We start from the raw sequence: 18,331 nt of genomic DNA on the forward strand, positions 1-18,331 counted from the left end.
AACATGAATCCCCACGAACAACAATACTTTAATCTTTTGTTGGCTATGGCTGTTGACCGATTTAGTGAACGCATCATCCAGCGTAATGAAGGAGCAAAACATGCACTAGAACGGCTTCGTACAAATCCTCAAGGAGAGGGAATATGGCTGAACGAATTTGTGGAAGCTTTCTTTCGTGATGCTATCCTTGATAATCCGGCAGGTTCATGCTTAATTTTGCAGGCTTTAGCCAATCAACGTGTCAATAATCTTTCTAACATTGTGGACCGTGAGACGGTTGGAGACATATTGCAGGCATTGGCTAAACAAACATTTGCCACTTTATTGTATCGGAAAACCGAAGAAGCGCTTGAGCAAACATTGGCTTTTGGAGGTGAATGAGGATGAAAGTTCATCAAGAAGAGGACTTTCAAGCCTTGGCCGAACGGGTGGACCGACTATTGGACTCGATTAAGGGAATGCCAGAAGATGCTCGATTGAAGGCGATGGAATTGAAAAAGGCCATTGAAGCGGTTCACGGACATGCTCTTAGAAAACTTGTCCGAACGTTTCGGGAAACGGAAGCAGGAAAAGAGTTGCTGCTGAAGGCGGTAGAAGACCCTTCGATTTATGCCATGTTTTTGATGCACGGAATCATTAAACAAGATTTGTTTACCCGTGTTGCTGCCGCGCTTGAAGAGGTGCGTCCTTATATGCGTTCTCACGGGGGTGGCGTGGAACTAGTTAAAGTGGAAGGAAAGACGGCTTATGTTCGCCTCGAAGGAGCTTGTTCCGGTTGTTCTCTATCCGCTGTGACGCTGAAAAATGGAGTTGAGGAAGCGATTAAAGCTCGCGTTCCAGAAATCGAACAGGTTGCAATGGTCGAAGAGGAAGTGTCTTCAGGATACTTGCCGGTGCATGTTATGGATGAAACTGACAATTTAGATCAAAATGGATGGGTGCAAGGACCATCCGTCTCGGAACTTCAAGAAGGGCATCCTGTTCGTTTTTCGCATGAGGAGTCCGACGTTTTACTAGTGCGCATAGATGGAAAAGTAATGGCCTTTCGCGATCAGTGTCCTCATATGGGGATGCCTCTAAACGGAGGACTCGTGGACGGCCCTACGATTACTTGTCCATGGCATGGCTTCCGTTTTGATTTATCGACCGGGGAATGCATAACCGCACCACACGTACAACTAGAACCATTTCCAGTACGGGTGGAGGAACAGAAAATATGGATACGCTTAGGTTAACCGCTTATCCGGAGCGATGGTTAGGTGGACCAGCTCCCGGCGGTCTTGCATTGCCCCCGGCTCAGCCAACCAGAAATCATCTATATGCACCACGTGGAGTATATGTTGACAATGATGTTCTTGTGGTGGCCGATAGCGGCAACCATCGAGTACTCATTTGGTACGGTTGGCCGGAAAACGACCATGCGCCAGCTGACATCGTTTTAGGTCAACCCGATTTTGAAACAGAGGGACCAAAATTGTTTCATCTCCCTACTGGCGTTGCGATTATTAAAGGAAAGTTGTTTGTCGCCGATGCTTGGCACCATCGACTGCTCATTTGGGAAACGTTGCCGAAAATTAATAACCAGCCTCCCGATGATGTGTTAGGACAGGATAATTTGTGGGGAACATCTCCTAATCGGGGCGGAAACGTCTGTCCAACTGGATTTTATTGGCCATATGGGTTTGCTTACATTAATGGATGGTTTTACGTAGCTGATACGGGAAATCGAAGAGTTGTAGGATGGAAAGGTTTACCGGAAGATGGGGCAGTTCCCGATTTGATTCTTGGACAACCCAATGGTTATGAAAATAGCGAAAATAGGGGGAAAGGGGTGGGAATAGATACGTATCGCTGGCCTCACGCACTTGCCGGCGATGAACATACATTATACGTTGCGGATGCAGGCAATCACCGCATCCTCGGTTATACGCCACCGCCAGAGAGTGACCGCCCTGCTGATTTAGTTCTCGGTCAACAAGATTTTACTCAGTCATTTGAACTTCCCCATGTTCCGCAAGGCCCCCGGCGATTCCGGTTTCCTTATGGAATCGCACGATGCGGCAATTGGCTTGCTGTGGCAGATACATCCAACAGCCGAATCCTTCTATATCCAAAGTTGCCGCGAAAAGGCGCGTTTCACCCTGCTTCTTATGTTATTGGTCAGGCGGATTTCGAAGGGATGGGAGAAAATCGCTGGCAAGCGGTAACGACGGAATCATTATGCTGGCCTTATGGGATTTGGTTTCATCAAAATCGGTTGGCCATCGCTGATTCAGGAAATAACCGAGTCATCATTTGGCGTCTTGAATTCGAGTAATTGCTACTAATCATAGAGAGTAAGAGAATCATTTGATTCTATAAAAGTTGCAGAAAGATGTTCGGCGTTTTTCTATAAAAAATTTTTACAAATAGGGGGACGCATTCATGTGTTTAGCGATTCCAGGGCAAATTGTAGAAATGTTTGATGATGATCGTCGTTATGCCATGGTGGATGTTTGCGGAGTACGCCGCAAAATTAACATTGACCTATTGAAAAATGAAAGACCCCTTCTTGGAGATTGGGTGCTTATTCACGTTGGATTTGCGATGAGTAAAATTAGCGAGGAACAAGCAAGTGAACAACTGAGATTGCTAAGCATGTTAGATGAATCGGAGGAAGCGATAGAGGAAGTAAAAGGGTACCAATTTGATACAGAAAAAATTTAAACGTATCATGCCTTCTAAATAAACAACGTTGGAAGCTTGATACAACAAAAGTCAAGTCGTTCGTTGATGATTATCAGTCTGTGGAAGGCGATTGTTTACAAAAGGGTGTCGTGTTGATCCAAATACGGGAGGTGTCGTTTGATGACAACGATGAAATATGTTGACGAGTTTCGCGACCCGGAATTAATCCACAAGATATCAGAAGAAATCCACCGTCTCGTTAAACCAGATGATCAATATCGTTTTATGGAAGTTTGCGGAGGACATACATTTTCTATTTTTCGATTCGGATTGCAACATCTGCTTCCGAAAAATATAGAACTTGTTCATGGACCGGGGTGTCCTGTCTGTGTCCTTCCAATGGGTCGTATGGACGATGGTCTATCTATTGCCCAGCAGCCGAACGTGATATTTACCGCTTTTGGTGACGTGATGCGCGTTCCTGGAAAACAAGGAACACCTCTCGAATTAAAAGCAAGAGGGGCCGATATCCGTATGGTTTATTCTCCTTTAGATGCACTAAAAATCGCAATGGATCATCCTGATCGGCAAGTTGTGCTATTTGCAATTGGTTTTGAAACAACCGCCCCGTCAACGGCATTGACGCTGATGCGCGCTCGTGAACTGGATGTGTCCAATTTTTCCGTTTTTTCTAATCATGTCTTAATTATCCCGGCGATACAGGCGATTTTGGATTCTCCTGATATGTACATTGACGGGTTTATTGGACCTGGTCATGTTTCATCGGTAATCGGAGCCCATCCTTATGAATTTATCGCGAAAAAATACCGAAAACCAATAGTCATCTCTGGTTTTGAACCGCTAGATTTATTGCAATCGATTCTTATGCTTGTGAAACAAATGAAGGAAGGGCGGTTTGATGTAGAAAATCAATATAGTCGTGTCGTTCCATCCGAAGGAAATATTTCGGCACTTGACGTGATGAAGGAAGTATTTGAAGTTCGACCTCTTTTCGAATGGAGAGGACTTGGTACGATTTCTCAGTCTGCGCTAAAATTGCGTCCTGAATTCGCCAAGTGGGATGCGGAGGTTCGTTTCCAAGTCGGGGGAACTCGGGTAAACGATCCGCAAATGGCACAATGTGGCGATGTATTAAAAGGTTTGTTAAAACCACATCAATGCAAACTGTTTGGCAAAGAATGCACTCCAGAACATCCTGTAGGAGCTCTCATGGTGTCATCGGAAGGGGCATGCGCTGCCTATTACCATTACGTTCATTTGCAAGGGGCAGCGGGTAAGTAAAAAGAAAGGGGATAATTTTATGGACTGGCTTTTAATGCTGGGTGTAGCTCTTTTTCTTGGGGTTCGTCATTCATTAGACCCGGATCATGTCGTAGCTGTTTCGACTCTTGTCTCCGAAGAACGAAGACTTTGGCCTGCCGCCTGGCTTGGTTTTATTTGGGGGATAGGTCACATAATTCCAATCGCTTTAGTTGGACTGCCGTTAATAATCTTTCATTTAGAAATTCCTCTGGTGTTTGAAAGCTTTGTTGACACAGGAGTAGGGATTCTTCTTATCTTGCTCGGTGGAACAACGCTTTGGAAATTGATGAAAAAACGTGTCCATTATGACGTTCATTCGCATGATGAAACGATTCACGCGCATTTTCATCGCCCAGGCCATCGCCACCCGACGCTGAAATTAGAGCGTAGACAATGGATTACTTTCGGCTTCGGCCTTGTGCATGGTCTTGCGGGAAGCGGCGCTGTCGCTGTACTCGCCATGCAAGCTTCACCAAGCATAGAAATGGCGATCTCTTGGCTTTTGGTCTTTGGTTTAGGAACGGTTCTTGGGATGTTTGCAATGACATTATTCATCGCTGCGCCGGCTCTTACGATGGTAGCGAAGAGAAACACGATACGGTTTCGAATTCAGGGAATAGCAGGGTTCATCAGTTTATTTTTCGGTAGTTATATGCTTTGGGAGATTTGGTCTGAACTACTTTAATCATCATAGCATCAAGAAGAAAGGAAGGAACGATATGAAGACTACCAAAGTACAATTTTCTGATTCTTACATTGAATTGGCTCATGGCGCCGGTGGGAAAGCTAGCCGAAGACTAATTGAAGGGCTATTCGTTCCTTATATGATGGGGGACAAGCCGATTGAATTAAGTGACGCGTCATATATTGATATAGATGGGCGCCGATTAGCGTTTACGGCAGATAGCTTCGTTGTCAATCCTCGTGTCTTTCCAGGAGGGTCCATTGGCGAACTTGCCGTCAATGGAACGATAAACGATTTAGCGATGGGGGGAGCCAAACCGCTGGCGTTGGTGACTACCCTTATTTTAGAAGCGGGGTTGGCGACAGCGGAGCTGGAAAGGGAAGCGGCAGCTATTGCAAAGGCAGCTAAACGCGCAGGAGTGCCTGTGGTAGGGGGCGATACGAAAGTAGTGGAGCACGGAAAAGCGGACGGTCTGTTCATCACTACTGCTGGGATCGGCCTTACCGATCCGCGTGTTTCTCTTTCTTCGAAAAACGTTCAACCGGGTGACCAAGTGATTTTATCTGGTCCGATTGGAGACCATGGAATTACCGTTCTATTAGCTAGAGGGGAACTGGATTTGGAAGCCGATCTCACTTCCGATACGCGTCCACTTTGGCCGTTTGTATCGGCGCTTATTGAAGCAGCGGCACCGGGGTTACGATGGCTACGAGACCCAACCCGCGGCGGGGTTGCTACGGCATTGAACGAATTAGCACGGGATGCTCAGGTGGCTGTTATGCTCGATGAAGAGGCGATTCCTGTACGCCCGGCAGTACGCGGTGCCTGTGAAATTTTAGGATTGGACCCGCTTCATATTGCCAATGAAGGACAGTTTCTCGCTGTGGTTTCACCGGAATACGCCGATATCGCATTAAAAACGCTTCGAAGCGTACCTGGCGGAGAAGATGCAAAGCGCATCGGTGAAATACAAGCAGAACCAAATAAAGTGGTTCTGGCTCGCTCACAGTATGGAGGTACGCGAATGATCGATATGCTTATCGGTGACCCGTTGCCACGCATCTGCTAATAGAGTATGGAGAATTGTTATTAAATAATCTCTCTATAGAGGATGTGAATCAAGATGCTGGAACTCTTTGGGGCGAAAGGATGTCCTTATACGAGGGAATTGCGAGAAAGTTTACTATGGGACGGAGAAGAATTTGTCGAGTATGATGTGGAAGAAGATCAAAAAGCGTTAAAACAGCTCATTGCATTGACGGGGGGACGCACGGTTCCTGTCTTAGTCGAAGATAGGAGAGTAATCCAAATTGGGGTTAGCGGACGCGGATGCATTGTTGCACCTCCATCTTCTGAAGAGATAAAGTAGGTGATACATCATGAAAATTGCGCAACGTATTCACATCTCTGGTGTTGTACAAGGGGTTGGTTTTCGTCCCTTTGTTTTTCGTCTAGCAATCCGATGGAAGCTTAGCGGATGGGTGCGCAACGGAGAAAGCGGAGTAGAGATACATGCGGAAGGGGATGCGGCAGCTGTCAAACAATTTGTTCAAGAACTTACCAAGCATCCCCCTGCTTCAGCCAAAATAACTAAGCTAGTAATCAACGATGCAGCAATACAAGGAGCGTCTGATTTCGAAATTTTGGAAAGCACACGCCATGATCGTCCTACGGTGCAAATTCCTGCTGATCTTACAGTTTGTTCGGCATGTTTATCCGAAATGTTCGAACCTGTTAACCGCCGTTATCTTTATCCTTACATCAATTGTACGGATTGCGGTCCACGCTATACCGTAATCAAAGGTCTTCCATACGATCGTCCATATACCACGATGCACGCGTGGCCTATGTGTCTAGCTTGTTCAACTGAATATTATTCGCCGGCAGATCGCCGGTTTCATGCACAGCCAACTGCCTGCCCCGAATGTGGCCCTCATTATTATTTGCGGTGGTGGGAAGGAGAAATACATAGTGATGAAAAAGCGATTAAAAAAACGGCAGATCTCCTTCGTTCCGGTCACATCGTCGCAATTAAAGGGATCGGCGGTTATCATTTGGCGTGTGATGCTGAAAACGAAAAAGTAGTATGGGAGCTTAGAAGGAGGAAGCTCCGCGACGCAAAACCGTTTGCCTTGATGGTGAAAGACATTGAGACGGCAAGGACCTTGATTGATATATCAGCAGAAGAAGAAAAACTCCTTACATCTTCCGCCCGTCCCATCGTGTTAGCACGGGCGCATCGACAACTTTCGGGAGTAGCTCCTGATAATTCCGATTTAGGGGTGATGCTTCCATACACCCCTCTCCATCATTTGCTGTTTCATTTCGATGCTCCGCAAGTGCTCGTCATGACGAGTGCTAACCGTTCTAGTGAACCGATTATTTATAAAGATGAAGAAGCAATCAAGGGGCTTGAAGGTATTGCTGACGCGTGGCTCATTGGGGAGCGTCCAATTGCCCGCCGTGTTGATGATTCTGTCGTTCGCGTCAGCTCTTTTGGGAATATTGTGCTTCGGCGGGCGAGGGGGTATGCGCCGCTTCCTGTTGCTCATCTTCCCAGCAACCGGCCAATTCTTGCGCTCGGATCTGATTTGAAAAATACTGTCGCATTAGTGGTCAATGGACAGGCAATCATGAGCCAGCATTTAGGAGATTTAATGAAATACGAAGCATATATGTCATTTGAACAAACGGTCCGAGACCTTCTGTCGATGTATGATGTTCAATTAAAGGAAACGATTGTAGCGTACGATCTTCATCCTGATTATCGTTCTACTACCTTTGCTCACAGTCTAGAAGCCTATCAACATATTGGCATTCAGCATCACCGCGCTCATGTGGCGACTGTGCTGGCTGAGCGAAACGCATTCGAAAAACAAGTGGTTGGAGTTGCGTTCGATGGCACCGGATTTGGGGATGATGGAGCAATCTGGGGAGGAGAACTGTTTGTAGGAAGCATTGTAAAAGGATTCGAACGATGTGGACATCTTCGTTATGCCATGCTTCCAGGCGGGGATGCGGCAGCTCGAGTTCCGCTTCAAGCGTTAGCTGGTTTCTTTGGAGACGTGCCGGATTTGGCAATAAACGTTGGAAAGCGACTTTCGCTTCCTGAACGGTTTTTCACTGCAGTAAAGATGGTCGAAAAACGATTGCGCACATTTCCTACGACGTCTGTCGGACGATTGTTTGATGCAGCGGCTGCCCTTTTAGGATTTACTGACGCTATTTCATTTGAAGGTCAGGCAGCCATTTGGCTGGAGCATTTAGCACGTACAGCTCCATTAGAGAAGGTATATCCATTTCCGTGGAACAGAAAAGAGCTAGACTACCGTCCTCTTTTGAAGGAAATGGTGGAAGACCGCTTGAATGGTATAGATGTGGCGATTATAGCTCGTGCCTTTCATCGAAGCGTCGCTGAAGGCGTATTTAAAAGTGTACGTTCTTTAGGAGCGACCTATGGAATTAATACCGTTGTGTTATCCGGTGGTGTATTTCAAAATTCACTATTGTTATCTGACTTGAAGGAGTTGTTTCTTGGAAGCGATATGACCGTATGGATCGGCAAAGAAGTTCCACCTAACGATGGTGGCATTAGTCTCGGGCAGGCTGCACTTGTGGCGGCAACGCATTTGAAAGCTAAGACTTTATGACATTAAAGTTACCAAATATTAGACTATCATTTGCGGAAATATAAACTCTTGGATGTTTACTATTATTTGCAAAAAAATGTTAACTATTTTTAACTGAAGCTCGCTGGTATGCCACTAACGGGTTCAGTTAAAGGGTGGAAATTTTTATTTGACATGAGTTTTGACAATTAAATTGGTTCTCAAAAACTTAAAGAAAATCACCAAAAAAAGATGTCATTTGACATCTTTTTTCTTTATACCAATAAATTAATTGAATATTTAAATCAAATTGCAGGTGGAAATGGGTTTTTGTGGTAATCTAAAACTAGAACCTTTATTTTATCGGGGAGGTATTTGAATGAAAAAATGGTTTGTTGGGTTGATGCTTGTAATTTTGGTTTTTTGCTTAACAATTACAAAATCGTTATATGTTGAATGGGGTGAGTTATTTATAATTATCGGAGCACTATCTCTTGTGTCTGTAATATTCCTCAAGAATGAAAATAAAAACCTTAAACTTCTAGGAACATCTGCTATTATTGGTTTTATCTTCTTTTGGATATTCGGAGTGGCAGATTTAATCATTGATCACTATTTGTATTTTTTGCCGAATGGGATGGAAGATGGTACCCCATTAACATTGGGCTTGAAACTAGAAGAATATAGCGATGATTTATTTATTGGAAGTATCATTAGTACATCAATTGTCCTTGTTGTAACATTTGTTCTAACAAAAATTCTATCTTTTGCTTCCGCAAAGACCGTATAAAATCATGCAAAAAAAAGAGCCTGATGGCTCTTTTTATTTTACTTAAAATAAATAATGTCTTTCATGGAAAACTCTTTATCTGTCAACCCAATCCGTTGTGCAGGTGTAAGCCTTCGTCCGTCTTTCGTTTTATATGTCATACAGAAGTTATAAAAAGTCCGAAGGACAGTTAAGGAGTAATGAGCATATTTCGGATTAAAATTCGAATATTTTGATAACGTTCATGGTAGTCAAGATATTGGAACATATCTCATTTATTTATTCTTCGTCGTTATCGGAATTCCAGCATCCATTCCGCTTATTATAAAAAATGCACCGTTGTTATTAGTGTTTGTGTTGATCATCGTACTAATTAATATGATTGTTTCTTTAACTGCAGGAAAGTTAATAAAAGCGAACCTTGAAGATATCATCCTAGCAAGTAACGCCAATATTGGAGGACCAACGACTGCAGCTGCATTGGCTATTGCTAAGGGGTGGAAAAACTTAGTCGGTCCGATATTAGTTGTTGGAACACTTGGCTATATTATCGGAAACTATGTGGGTACATTACTAGGTTTTTGGTTTTCAAATTTGATATAAATGATTTAACAAATAACCCGGCAGAGTGATTTGTGCCGGGTTATTTATTGAATACTAGGTTAAAAAGTAACTACAAAATTCCGTAAGTTAGATTCTCTTTTGTCGGGTTACGAAAGTCATTGTGGCCCACTCTTGAAACAACCGTATTTTAGGATAATGTATAAAGTTTGTGTCAAGAAGGTACCAACATATATTTAATAAAGTAGCTTTTATTAATCATTCAATAAGTCTCAAGTCGTATTTAATTATACATATCAGGTCCATTTTGGATTTTCTCTTTTTTTTATATCTTAAAGATGGGGAAGGAACAAAAAGCAAATAACGATGATTATTATTTCATTGCTTCTTATGCCATAATGGCAAAAGTATAAGCAAGGCCCACGAATACTGTAAAAATAATATGGAAAGAAGGGTAAACGTTGAAAAAATTTTTTATAATTTTATCGGTTGTCATTGGATTATATTTTATCTTATTAAAGCCAATTGATTTTAGTTGGTTACCATTTGTAAATCAAGAAACTCAATCCGTTATAACTAAGGAAATTGAGATGATTGAGATTGATGTTTCAAGCGTTAGCACAGCGATTATTCCGGAAAGCCGAAAAGATTTAAAAGCAGATCTAGACGGAAAGGGAAAGGTGATGGTTAAAAGACACGGAGACACGGTAGAAGTAAGTGTGAAACGAAAATGGAAATGGTTTGACTGGTTTTTCTTCAAAGACAAGGCAAAACTAAATATTTATATTCCAGAAGATTATGATCGAGATATGGTAATAAATCTTGGCTCTGGAAATGTAAAGTTCTCCGGTCATTCAAAAACGAAACCAATGAAACTAGAAGAATTAATTTTAGATATTGGATCAGGCAATGTCGAACTCAAGAATTTATCGGTTCAACATTTTAAGCACAATGGTTCCTCAGGGAATGTCAATATAGACTCATTAACGACAAAAACAGGATCATTTGATATTAGTTCGGGAAGTCTCCATGTAAAAAATTATATTGGTGCTATTAAGGCTGAGTTATCATCAGGAAATTTATATGTACAAATGGACAAATTAATAGATTCAGTTGATATTAAAGTAAGTTCTGGCACGGTGGATCTTAATCTTCCGACCAACGCTGATTTTACTTTAAACGGAAAGACAAGCAGCGGTAACATAATATGCGATTTCCCGATAACTAGTAAAAAATTGAGTAATAATCATATTTCAGGTACACATGGGTCAGGTAAACACCATATTAATCTAACGGTATCAAGCGGAAATATCCATATTTACTAAAATGACATTTGGATGGCTAGCGACCAAATCCAAAAAGTATGAAACAATAGGAGAGCTTCATCTATAATAGCAAACAGCTCTCCTATTTTATCGCTCTCAAAAGGATAAGATCATAAACGTGGAGGAACAAGTCACTCGAAAAATTATTTTCGCTATTCTTAGGTAAGGTTACGAAAATCATTGTGGCCCACTCTTGAATCAACCGTTCGTCAATGCTTGGTTGAAGGGGCTATTTTCGCCAACGGTAGATCATTTCATTCCGTCGAACCCAGGTCCATTAAATCCCGGCGGTGACATCGTAAAACGGTTATAAAACCATCTAATATATCGTGACTAACAGAAAATCCTTTACGTTTATAGAATTCCAAGGCGTTATGATTCCCATTTGAAACAAAAATAAAATAATCTTCGACATCATCAAATTGTTTCAACCACTTCATTGACATATTGAAAAGTTTAGATCCAATCCCATATTGTCTGTACTCTTCTTTAATATAAAATTGGGATAAACAACCTACATTATCTCTACTAACAGATGCAAGGTCAAAAAAAGTGGCAAATTCATTTGAATAAGTTTCTTTAGGAGAGATATTTGAATATACATAACCTACTAATTTATCATCGTCTTTAACGACCACAGTATAATTGTATATTGCACTTTTTATTGAAGGAATCATTCGTGTCTCAAAATTCATGTTGTCAAACAATTCCGGTTTTATGTATGCTTTCGACTTTTGAAAGGCCATGAGTTCATTGCATAAATCTCTGCAGCATTCAATTTTGTCATCAGGTATAATTTCATATTTTAAATTCATATTTATCACTCCTCACCTTTGCAAGTAAAAGCCTTGCTAATATTTGCTAGTATTCGATTCACTATAATATAATTTTAATATAAAATTACATGATATGAAGGATTTTTATTACTGATTAGGTAAAAAATTGTTAAACGAGTCTTTCGATGAATAGTGGAGAAATTGGAAACAAAAAATGAATAATTGCCCATTAATTAAACACTTTTCATCCATATAAATATCATGAACTAGTAAATATATAACGTTTTTTGTCTTAGTGCCAGCTACCTGTCAAAAAATATACTAAAAGGAGTTATATATGGACAAAAGAATCAATTTAGTCAAAGCCCTTGGAATTACTTACAAAGAAGACATCATTTCCAATATGATCGTTGCCTTAATAAAACATTCAAGAAGTTTTAGAGAATCTTTTTTATCAAAATTGATAAATCTTCAACAGCCGTCCGATTTCTCCGTTCGAATATATACCCGTATATTAACTTCAGTAGGAATACCTGACATTGTTTCAGTGATTGAAAATGAAAGGGAATGTTATTTACTAATCATTGAGAATAAACTGAAAGCGGATGAAGGATATAAACAAACGTTAAGATATGCTAGTAAGGAATGTATCACAGAGTTAAAAAAAATACTTGGTTTATCCGATCGAAAAGTGGAAGAGAAATTCATATTTTTAACACTTGTACCAGAGTCGATCCCAACTAGCAGTTTATTTATTAACATTTCATACGAGGATTTAATCAACAACATACCTTCTCCGACTGAAGATGTTGGACTAAAGATGTTATATGAGGATTTATCTGATGTATTGTTAGAGTTTTATAAAGATCTAGATATAACTGATAACGATTTGATATTAGAAAAGTTTACCGAAAAAACGGAGCCGGAACGTTTAAAAGTCCGATTCCGTAAATTAATGAATAGTATTTCTAATTTACCAAACGGTCTTTCACGATCTCCCATTGATGAGGTAGTGGGTACGGGCCGTATTAACTATATTGTTCAATTTTCAAAGAAATCATGGAAAGGAAAAATTGCTCAAAAAACAGAAGAAGGGAAATACTTATTAAATGAAGATACTTTTGATATTCATGTAGAATTTACATTTGATGCTTTTAATCGTTCCTTTACTTTACCATTACACTATGAAACACGCCCATACTTACCAAAACGAAAAATAGCTAATCATTCAGAAGGTAGCGAGAAATATCTTTATCAGAGAGAAATAGTGAAGCGTATGATTCATGAAAAAATTAAATCGCTAAACGATCAATCTATTAAATGTTATAATGGTTCAAACCAAATTGCCAATACAAAGATTGTGTTAAACGAAAACACCACTGTTAAAGAGTTCAAGGAACAGTTACTATTGAATTTGCGCAAAATATCAGAATTTGTGGATGAAACGGTATCCGAATTAAAAGCGATGTCCTAAAGATTTGGTACATAGGTAACGGAGCTTGTTTCCTCAAAAAAGGAATCCACGGAACATGTGATGAAGACTAAACATAAGTAACGGGAGCCTATCAGGTATTTGATAGGCTTTTTTTACTGGAATCTTTCATTAGTAGGGGGCAAGATTGTTGAACATTCGCGAAATCTATCGATAAAACAGGAAAATCGATCGAATTAATTTGCAAAATATATTGATAAATCAGGAAAATGGTTCGAAAAAATGTTCGAATCCCTACTGCGGTTTTTAGGTTAACCACATGTCTCTTTTTATCAAAAAAGTCTTTTCTTTGAACTGGATGATTAATAGGTTAAATCTGTTGATTTCGAAAAAATTTTTTCTTACAGCCACAACGATGTAAACGTTCTCAACATCTTTTTCGTAAAAAATCAAAGTTGACATGAAAGTAAAAAGGTTATAACATTCGGATTATCAAGAAAATTCAATCAAATGAAATAAAGTCTTATCCAGAGTGACTGAGGGAACAGGCCCGATGACGTCCGGCAACCTCCTTTATGGAACGGTGCTAATTCCTGCAGAATGAGTTTTTTCATTCTGAAAGATAAGGCGAAACAAATTGGTAATACCTTAAGCCTCTTTCAGAATGAAAGGGGCTTTTTCATTGCTTATAAAAAGCAATTGAAAAATGCCCCGTCTGATAAGGTGAAACACCATAAAAGGATGACAAACTAATTCTGTGAATGGAAAGGAGAAGAAGGTATGACTGTGGTTATTTTAGAGGGAGTGCGTACGCCATTTGGAAAGTTTCGAGGAAAACTGGCCGATGTATCAGCGAAACAGCTAGGAAGCGTTGCAGTGAAAGAATTGCTTCGCCGGGTTCCGGAAGGAAAAAACGCAGATGGAGTATTACTTGCACAAGTCATCCAGGCTGGAGAAGGGCAAAATCCAGCGCGAAAAGTGGCCGTAGAAGCGGGAGTGGATCTTTCGGTACCTGCTATTACACTCAATAATGTTTGTTTGGCCGGATTGGCTTCCGTTTCGGATGCTACGCGCCGGATTGTTTTACAGGAAGGGCAGTTATTCATTGTTGGGGGCTATGATTCGATGACGAACGCTCCGCACACTGCCAACTTGCGAAAAAGTGTCCCGCTTGGAAAAGCAGAGTTTACGGACACTTTAATTAATGACGGCTTGTGGTGCTCCCTCTCCAATGAATCAATGGGCGTATTGACTGACAAGAAAAACAAAGAACTAGGAATCACTCGAAAGGAACAGGATGAATATGCATGCCTTTCACAACAACGGGCATACAAAGCGTTACAAGAGGGCCGGCTGCAGGAAGAAATCACTCCTGTATACGCACATGAAGAATGGATAAAAGAAGATGAAGGTATTCGCCCGAACACCACGATTGAAGGATTAGCGAAACTCCGTCCTGTTTTTACAGAAGACGGTACGATTACAGCTGGAAACGCATCGCAAATGTCAGATGGCGCAAGTATTGGAATTGTCGCAAGCGAGACACAAGCTGAAAAACTTGGCTACACACCGCTTGCAAGAATCATCGGTTGGGCAGATATTGCTGGTCCAGATACGAGCCTCCATTTAAAACCGGCCCAGGCAATTGAAAAAGTCTTGGAGAAAACGGGGCTTACGGTTCGTGATATAGACTTGTTTGAAATTAACGAGGCCTTTGCCAGTGTGGTCATAGCCAGCTGCAAGAAACTAAAGATTCCGTATGAAAAAGTAAATGTCAACGGCGGAGCGATTGCTATCGGCCATCCTTTAGGAGGCACAGGGTTCCGGTTGCTGCTAACGCTTGTTCATGAATTAAAACGGCGAGGCGGCGGAAAGGGAATTGCGACACTTTGCGGCGGGGGCGGCCAAGGATCAGCCATCCTAGTAGAAGTGCCAAAGAGGTGGTAGCCATGACAACGAACATTCAACAAACCTTTGATTTCCTCAATCAGCAGGTACCGGTATGGAATCCTAATAAAACCCTCATAAAAAATGCAAACATCCAATTATTTATGAACAAGCACAAGATCCCCAGCATCGAAGAACTCCACGGAAAATCGATTCAGAACCCGGAATGGTTTTATGAAAGCTTGCTGGAAGAGTTTGATATCCTTTGGCAAGAGCAGTATCAACAACTTCTGAATACAGAAAAAGGAGCACCATTCGCCAAGTGGTTTATCGGTGGAAAAACAAATCTCCATTATTACACCATTGAAAAACAAATCAGCCAAGGAAGAGGAAATACAGTCGCGTTGATCTGGGAAGGAGAAAACGGTGACACGATCTCTTATACCTACAATGAACTGAACGAAAAAATAAATGAGCTGACAGCTGCCCTTACATCCCTTGGAGTTTCTAAAGGAGATCGCATCGGGATTTACTTGCCGCCTATTCCAGAAGCCCCCATCTCTTTATTTGCGTGTGCCAAAATCGGTGCGATTGTCATTCCAGTGTTTTCAGGCTACGGGGCTGAGGCGGTAGCATCAAGGCTGAATGATGGTGAAGCAAAAGTATTGATCACAGCCGACGGATTCTTCCGCCGAGGAAAGATTGTCAAGATGAAGGAAGAAGCTGATCGGGCGGTTGAGCTAGCACCAACGGTCCAGCAAGTCATTATTGTCAACCGCTTTAACCGAAACATTTCCATCCATCCAAGTAGAGATTATTGGTATGAGGAGTTGATTGGAAACCATTCATCTCAAGAAGCAGAAACCGAATTCGTCGATTCCGATCACCCATTCATGATTATGTATACGTCCGGAACAACTGGCCGACCTAAAGGAACGGTCCATACACATACGGGATTTCCGCTAAAAAGCGCGATCGATCTGTATTTTTGCTTTGATATAAAAAGAACGGACCGCATATTTTGGCAAACGGATTTTGGGTGGATGATGGGCCCGTGGCTATTTCTAGGTGCTGCTGTGCATGGCGCAACTGTTGTCCTCTATGAAGGAAGTCCCGATTTTCCTCATGAAAGGAGATTATGGGAATTAATCAAGCGCCATCAAGTTTCGATCTTTGGAATCTCTCCAACTCTCATTCGCTCCCTGATGGTAAAAGATGTTGAAGTACCAAATCTTCCATCTTTACGGATTCTTGGGTCGACAGGGGAACCGTGGAATCCAACGGCATGGCACTGGTTCTTAGAAAAAGTCGGTAACGGACGGTGTCCCATTATTAATTATTCAGGCGGAACAGAAGTATCAGGAGGGATACTGGGCACCTATCCCATTTTTCCACTAAAACCATGCGGATTCCATGGCCCAATTCCCGGTATGGCTGCAAGCGTCGTCAATGAACGCGGAGAAAAAGTGGAACATACAGTCGGGGATTTAACGATTAGAGCACCGTTTCTAGGGATGACGAAATCGTTCTGGAACGATGATCAACGCTATGTAGAAGCCTATTGGTCAAAGTGGGAAGGAATTTGGGCGCACGGTGATTTTGCTGCCGTGGACCAGCATGGATTCTGGTATTTGCTAGGACGTTCCGATGACACTATGAAGGTGGCAGGGAAACGGATCGGGCCATCAGAAATCGAAGCAGCGGTCACGGCTCATGAAGCGGTAAAAGAGGCGGCAGCAATTGGAATCCCGCATCCAGTAAAGGGTGAAGTTCCTGTTATTTTTGCCGTTTTACATGTACATGAGGATTCACATTCTGACTTGGAACAGGAATTGCTTGCTTATGCCGCACGCTCTCTCGGGAAAGCCCTGAAGCCAAATAAGGTTCATATTGTCTCAGAGCTTCCATATACGCAGAGTGGAAAAATTGCCAGGAGAGTCATCAAATCATCGTATCTTGGCGAGCCGTTAGGGGATATTTCGACCCTGAAAAACAGGGAATCACTAAAGGAAATTGCCAAAAGGGGGAAGGGAATTGAGTATATTGGCTAACGAACGTAAGCAAATTAATTTATCGGAGGAACTGTCAAGACCATTTATTCAAAATGAGCGTCAGGAATCGCTATTTCGCGAGGTAGCTGTGCTTGCCGATCGTTTTCAAACGAGGGCGGCTGCAATCGACGAAGAGGGAAGGTTTCCGTTTGAAAATTTTCAAGAGCTGAAAAAGTCCGCTTACGTCTCTCTTACCGTTCCAAAACAATTTGGCGGCAAAGAGATTTCCCTCTACGAATTTGTTCTTTTGCAAGAGCGGCTCGCCCAAGGGGATGCGTCCACCGCTTTAAGTATCGGTTGGCACCTAGGGGTGATATACGACCTTAGGGAACGGAAGATATGGGATCACGTCTTATTTGAACGGATCTGCCGAGAAATTGTGGAAAACAAGGTGTTGATTAACCGTGCAGCGACAGAGATTGCTACCGGGAGCCCAACGAGGGGAGGCAAACCGCAAACCATTGCCATAAAAGAAAATGGCAAGTGGAGAATCACAGGGAGAAAGTCTTTTACGACCATGGCTGTTGCCCTTGATTACTCGTTAGTAACAGCCACGATTGAAGAATCAGGTGAGGTCGGCACCTTTTTGATAGATCATCGACTAAAAGGAGTTCGTGTGGAAGAAAACTGGGATATGCTTGGGATGCGGGGGACGAGAAGTGATGACCTTGTGCTTAATCAGGTCGAACTGCCGGAGGATGCGCTAGTAGAATTGGAACAATTGGATTCTTCAAATCATCCCCCGAGAGCGTGGCTGCTTCATGTTCCAGCCTGTTTCCTCGGAGTTGCCATTGCGGCTAGAAACTATGCGGTTTCGTTTGCGGCACATTACCAGCCGAACAGTCTTCCAGTACCCATTAAAGATGTCCCCGAGGTACAAAGGAAAATTGGCGAAATGGATTTGGAGCTGTTAAAAGCAAGACACGTTCTTTACTCGGTGGCACAACGCTGGGATACAGAACCTGATAAACGTGAAAGAATGGGCGGAGAACTGGCGGCGGCAAAACACATTGCCGTAAACAGCGCGAATAAGGTGGTTGATCTAGCGATGAGAATTGTCGGAGCAAGAAGCCTGCAAAAATCCAACCCTCTACAGCGTTATTACAGGGATGTTCGAGCGGGACTTCACAATCCGCCAATGGATGACGCAGTCATTTCTTTGCTCGCCAAACAAGCCTTGCAACATGTTCATTCATAATCGTATTCATTCGATTAAAAATACCCACTGAAAACACATGTCTTTCAAT

General features: G+C 42.2%; 16 protein-coding genes, 1 pseudogene and 1 riboswitch. Of the genes and pseudogenes, 16 read left to right on the plus strand and 1 reads right to left on the minus strand.

Annotated elements, in window-relative coordinates; genetic code table 11:
• Positions 1–3 precede the first annotated feature (3 nt).
• The 12 genes and pseudogenes from ABES52_RS14460 to liaG all read left to right on the plus strand — a co-directional run bounded on the left by ABES52_RS14460 (position 4) and on the right by liaG (position 10,938).
• A complete protein-coding gene (locus tag ABES52_RS14460; protein WP_429651889.1) occupies positions 4–381 on the plus strand; it encodes a hypothetical protein in 378 nt (125 codons plus the stop codon).
• 2 nt (positions 382–383) lie between these two features.
• Positions 384–1,235, plus strand: coding sequence for a NifU family protein (locus ABES52_RS14465; RefSeq protein ID WP_429651890.1), 852 nt, complete (start codon positions 384–386; stop codon positions 1,233–1,235).
• On the plus strand, positions 1,217–2,317 hold the full coding sequence (locus ABES52_RS14470) for an NHL repeat-containing protein (protein ID WP_429651891.1): 1,101 nt from the start codon (positions 1,217–1,219) through the stop codon (positions 2,315–2,317). The genes ABES52_RS14465 and ABES52_RS14470 overlap by 19 nt, the downstream gene beginning before the upstream one ends.
• Before the next feature lie 107 nt (positions 2,318–2,424).
• The gene (locus tag ABES52_RS14475; protein WP_429651892.1) at positions 2,425–2,706 is read left to right on the plus strand and encodes a HypC/HybG/HupF family hydrogenase formation chaperone; all 282 of its coding nucleotides are present in this window, start codon (positions 2,425–2,427) and stop codon (positions 2,704–2,706) included.
• A 141-nt stretch (positions 2,707–2,847) separates the two neighbouring features.
• On the plus strand, positions 2,848–3,969 hold the full coding sequence (hypD, locus tag ABES52_RS14480) for a hydrogenase formation protein HypD (RefSeq protein ID WP_429651893.1): 1,122 nt from the start codon (positions 2,848–2,850) through the stop codon (positions 3,967–3,969).
• 19 nt (positions 3,970–3,988) lie between these two features.
• Positions 3,989–4,675 (plus strand): HoxN/HupN/NixA family nickel/cobalt transporter, encoded by a 687-nt coding sequence (locus tag ABES52_RS14485; RefSeq protein WP_429651894.1) that lies wholly within the window; start codon positions 3,989–3,991, stop codon positions 4,673–4,675.
• A 34-nt stretch (positions 4,676–4,709) separates the two neighbouring features.
• Positions 4,710–5,744, plus strand: coding sequence for a hydrogenase expression/formation protein HypE (hypE, locus tag ABES52_RS14490; RefSeq protein ID WP_429651895.1), 1,035 nt, complete (start codon positions 4,710–4,712; stop codon positions 5,742–5,744).
• A gap of 54 nt (positions 5,745–5,798) precedes the next feature.
• A complete protein-coding gene (locus ABES52_RS14495; RefSeq protein WP_429651896.1) occupies positions 5,799–6,044 on the plus strand; it encodes a glutaredoxin domain-containing protein in 246 nt (81 codons plus the stop codon).
• Positions 6,045–6,054: 10 nt separating this feature from the next.
• Positions 6,055–8,325, plus strand: coding sequence for a carbamoyltransferase HypF (gene hypF, locus ABES52_RS14500; RefSeq protein ID WP_429651897.1), 2,271 nt, complete (start codon positions 6,055–6,057; stop codon positions 8,323–8,325).
• 337 nt (positions 8,326–8,662) lie between these two features.
• A complete protein-coding gene (locus ABES52_RS14505) occupies positions 8,663–9,073 on the plus strand; it encodes a hypothetical protein (RefSeq protein WP_429651898.1) in 411 nt (136 codons plus the stop codon).
• A 207-nt stretch (positions 9,074–9,280) separates the two neighbouring features.
• A pseudogene (locus ABES52_RS14510) lies at positions 9,281–9,655 on the plus strand (DUF819 family protein); the annotation flags it as partial.
• A 419-nt stretch (positions 9,656–10,074) separates the two neighbouring features.
• Positions 10,075–10,938, plus strand: coding sequence for a LiaG family protein (liaG, locus tag ABES52_RS14515; RefSeq protein WP_429651899.1), 864 nt, complete (start codon positions 10,075–10,077; stop codon positions 10,936–10,938).
• 254 nt (positions 10,939–11,192) lie between these two features.
• Here the strand turns inward: liaG and ABES52_RS14520 are convergent, their stop codons facing one another.
• On the minus strand, positions 11,193–11,753 hold the full coding sequence (locus ABES52_RS14520; RefSeq protein WP_429651900.1) for a GNAT family N-acetyltransferase: 561 nt from the start codon (positions 11,751–11,753) through the stop codon (positions 11,193–11,195).
• A 298-nt stretch (positions 11,754–12,051) separates the two neighbouring features.
• Here ABES52_RS14520 and ABES52_RS14525 point away from each other — a divergent pair, with 298 nt between their 5' ends.
• The 4 genes from ABES52_RS14525 to ABES52_RS14540 all read left to right on the plus strand — a co-directional run bounded on the left by ABES52_RS14525 (position 12,052) and on the right by ABES52_RS14540 (position 18,282).
• Positions 12,052–13,188, plus strand: a complete 1,137-nt coding sequence (locus ABES52_RS14525; protein WP_429651901.1) for a hypothetical protein — start codon at positions 12,052–12,054, stop codon at positions 13,186–13,188.
• Positions 13,189–13,666: 478 nt separating this feature from the next.
• Positions 13,667–13,775, plus strand: a riboswitch (SAM riboswitch).
• A gap of 151 nt (positions 13,776–13,926) precedes the next feature.
• Positions 13,927–15,093: an acetyl-CoA C-acyltransferase gene (locus tag ABES52_RS14530; protein ID WP_429651902.1), complete on the plus strand. Its 1,167-nt coding sequence runs from the start codon at positions 13,927–13,929 to the stop codon at positions 15,091–15,093.
• A 2-nt stretch (positions 15,094–15,095) separates the two neighbouring features.
• Positions 15,096–17,084 carry an AMP-binding protein gene (locus tag ABES52_RS14535; protein ID WP_429651903.1) on the plus strand — a complete coding sequence of 663 codons (1,989 nt, stop codon included), beginning with the start codon at positions 15,096–15,098 and terminating at the stop codon, positions 17,082–17,084.
• Positions 17,068–18,282, plus strand: coding sequence for an acyl-CoA dehydrogenase family protein (locus ABES52_RS14540; protein WP_429651904.1), 1,215 nt, complete (start codon positions 17,068–17,070; stop codon positions 18,280–18,282). Before ABES52_RS14535 ends, ABES52_RS14540 begins: the two co-directional genes overlap by 17 nt.
• The last annotated feature ends 49 nt before the right edge of the window (positions 18,283–18,331 follow it).

Origin of the sequence: Aeribacillus pallidus (assembly GCF_050478865.1) — a bacterium.
Lineage (GTDB): Bacteria > Bacillota > Bacilli > Bacillales > JACDOC01 > JACDOC01.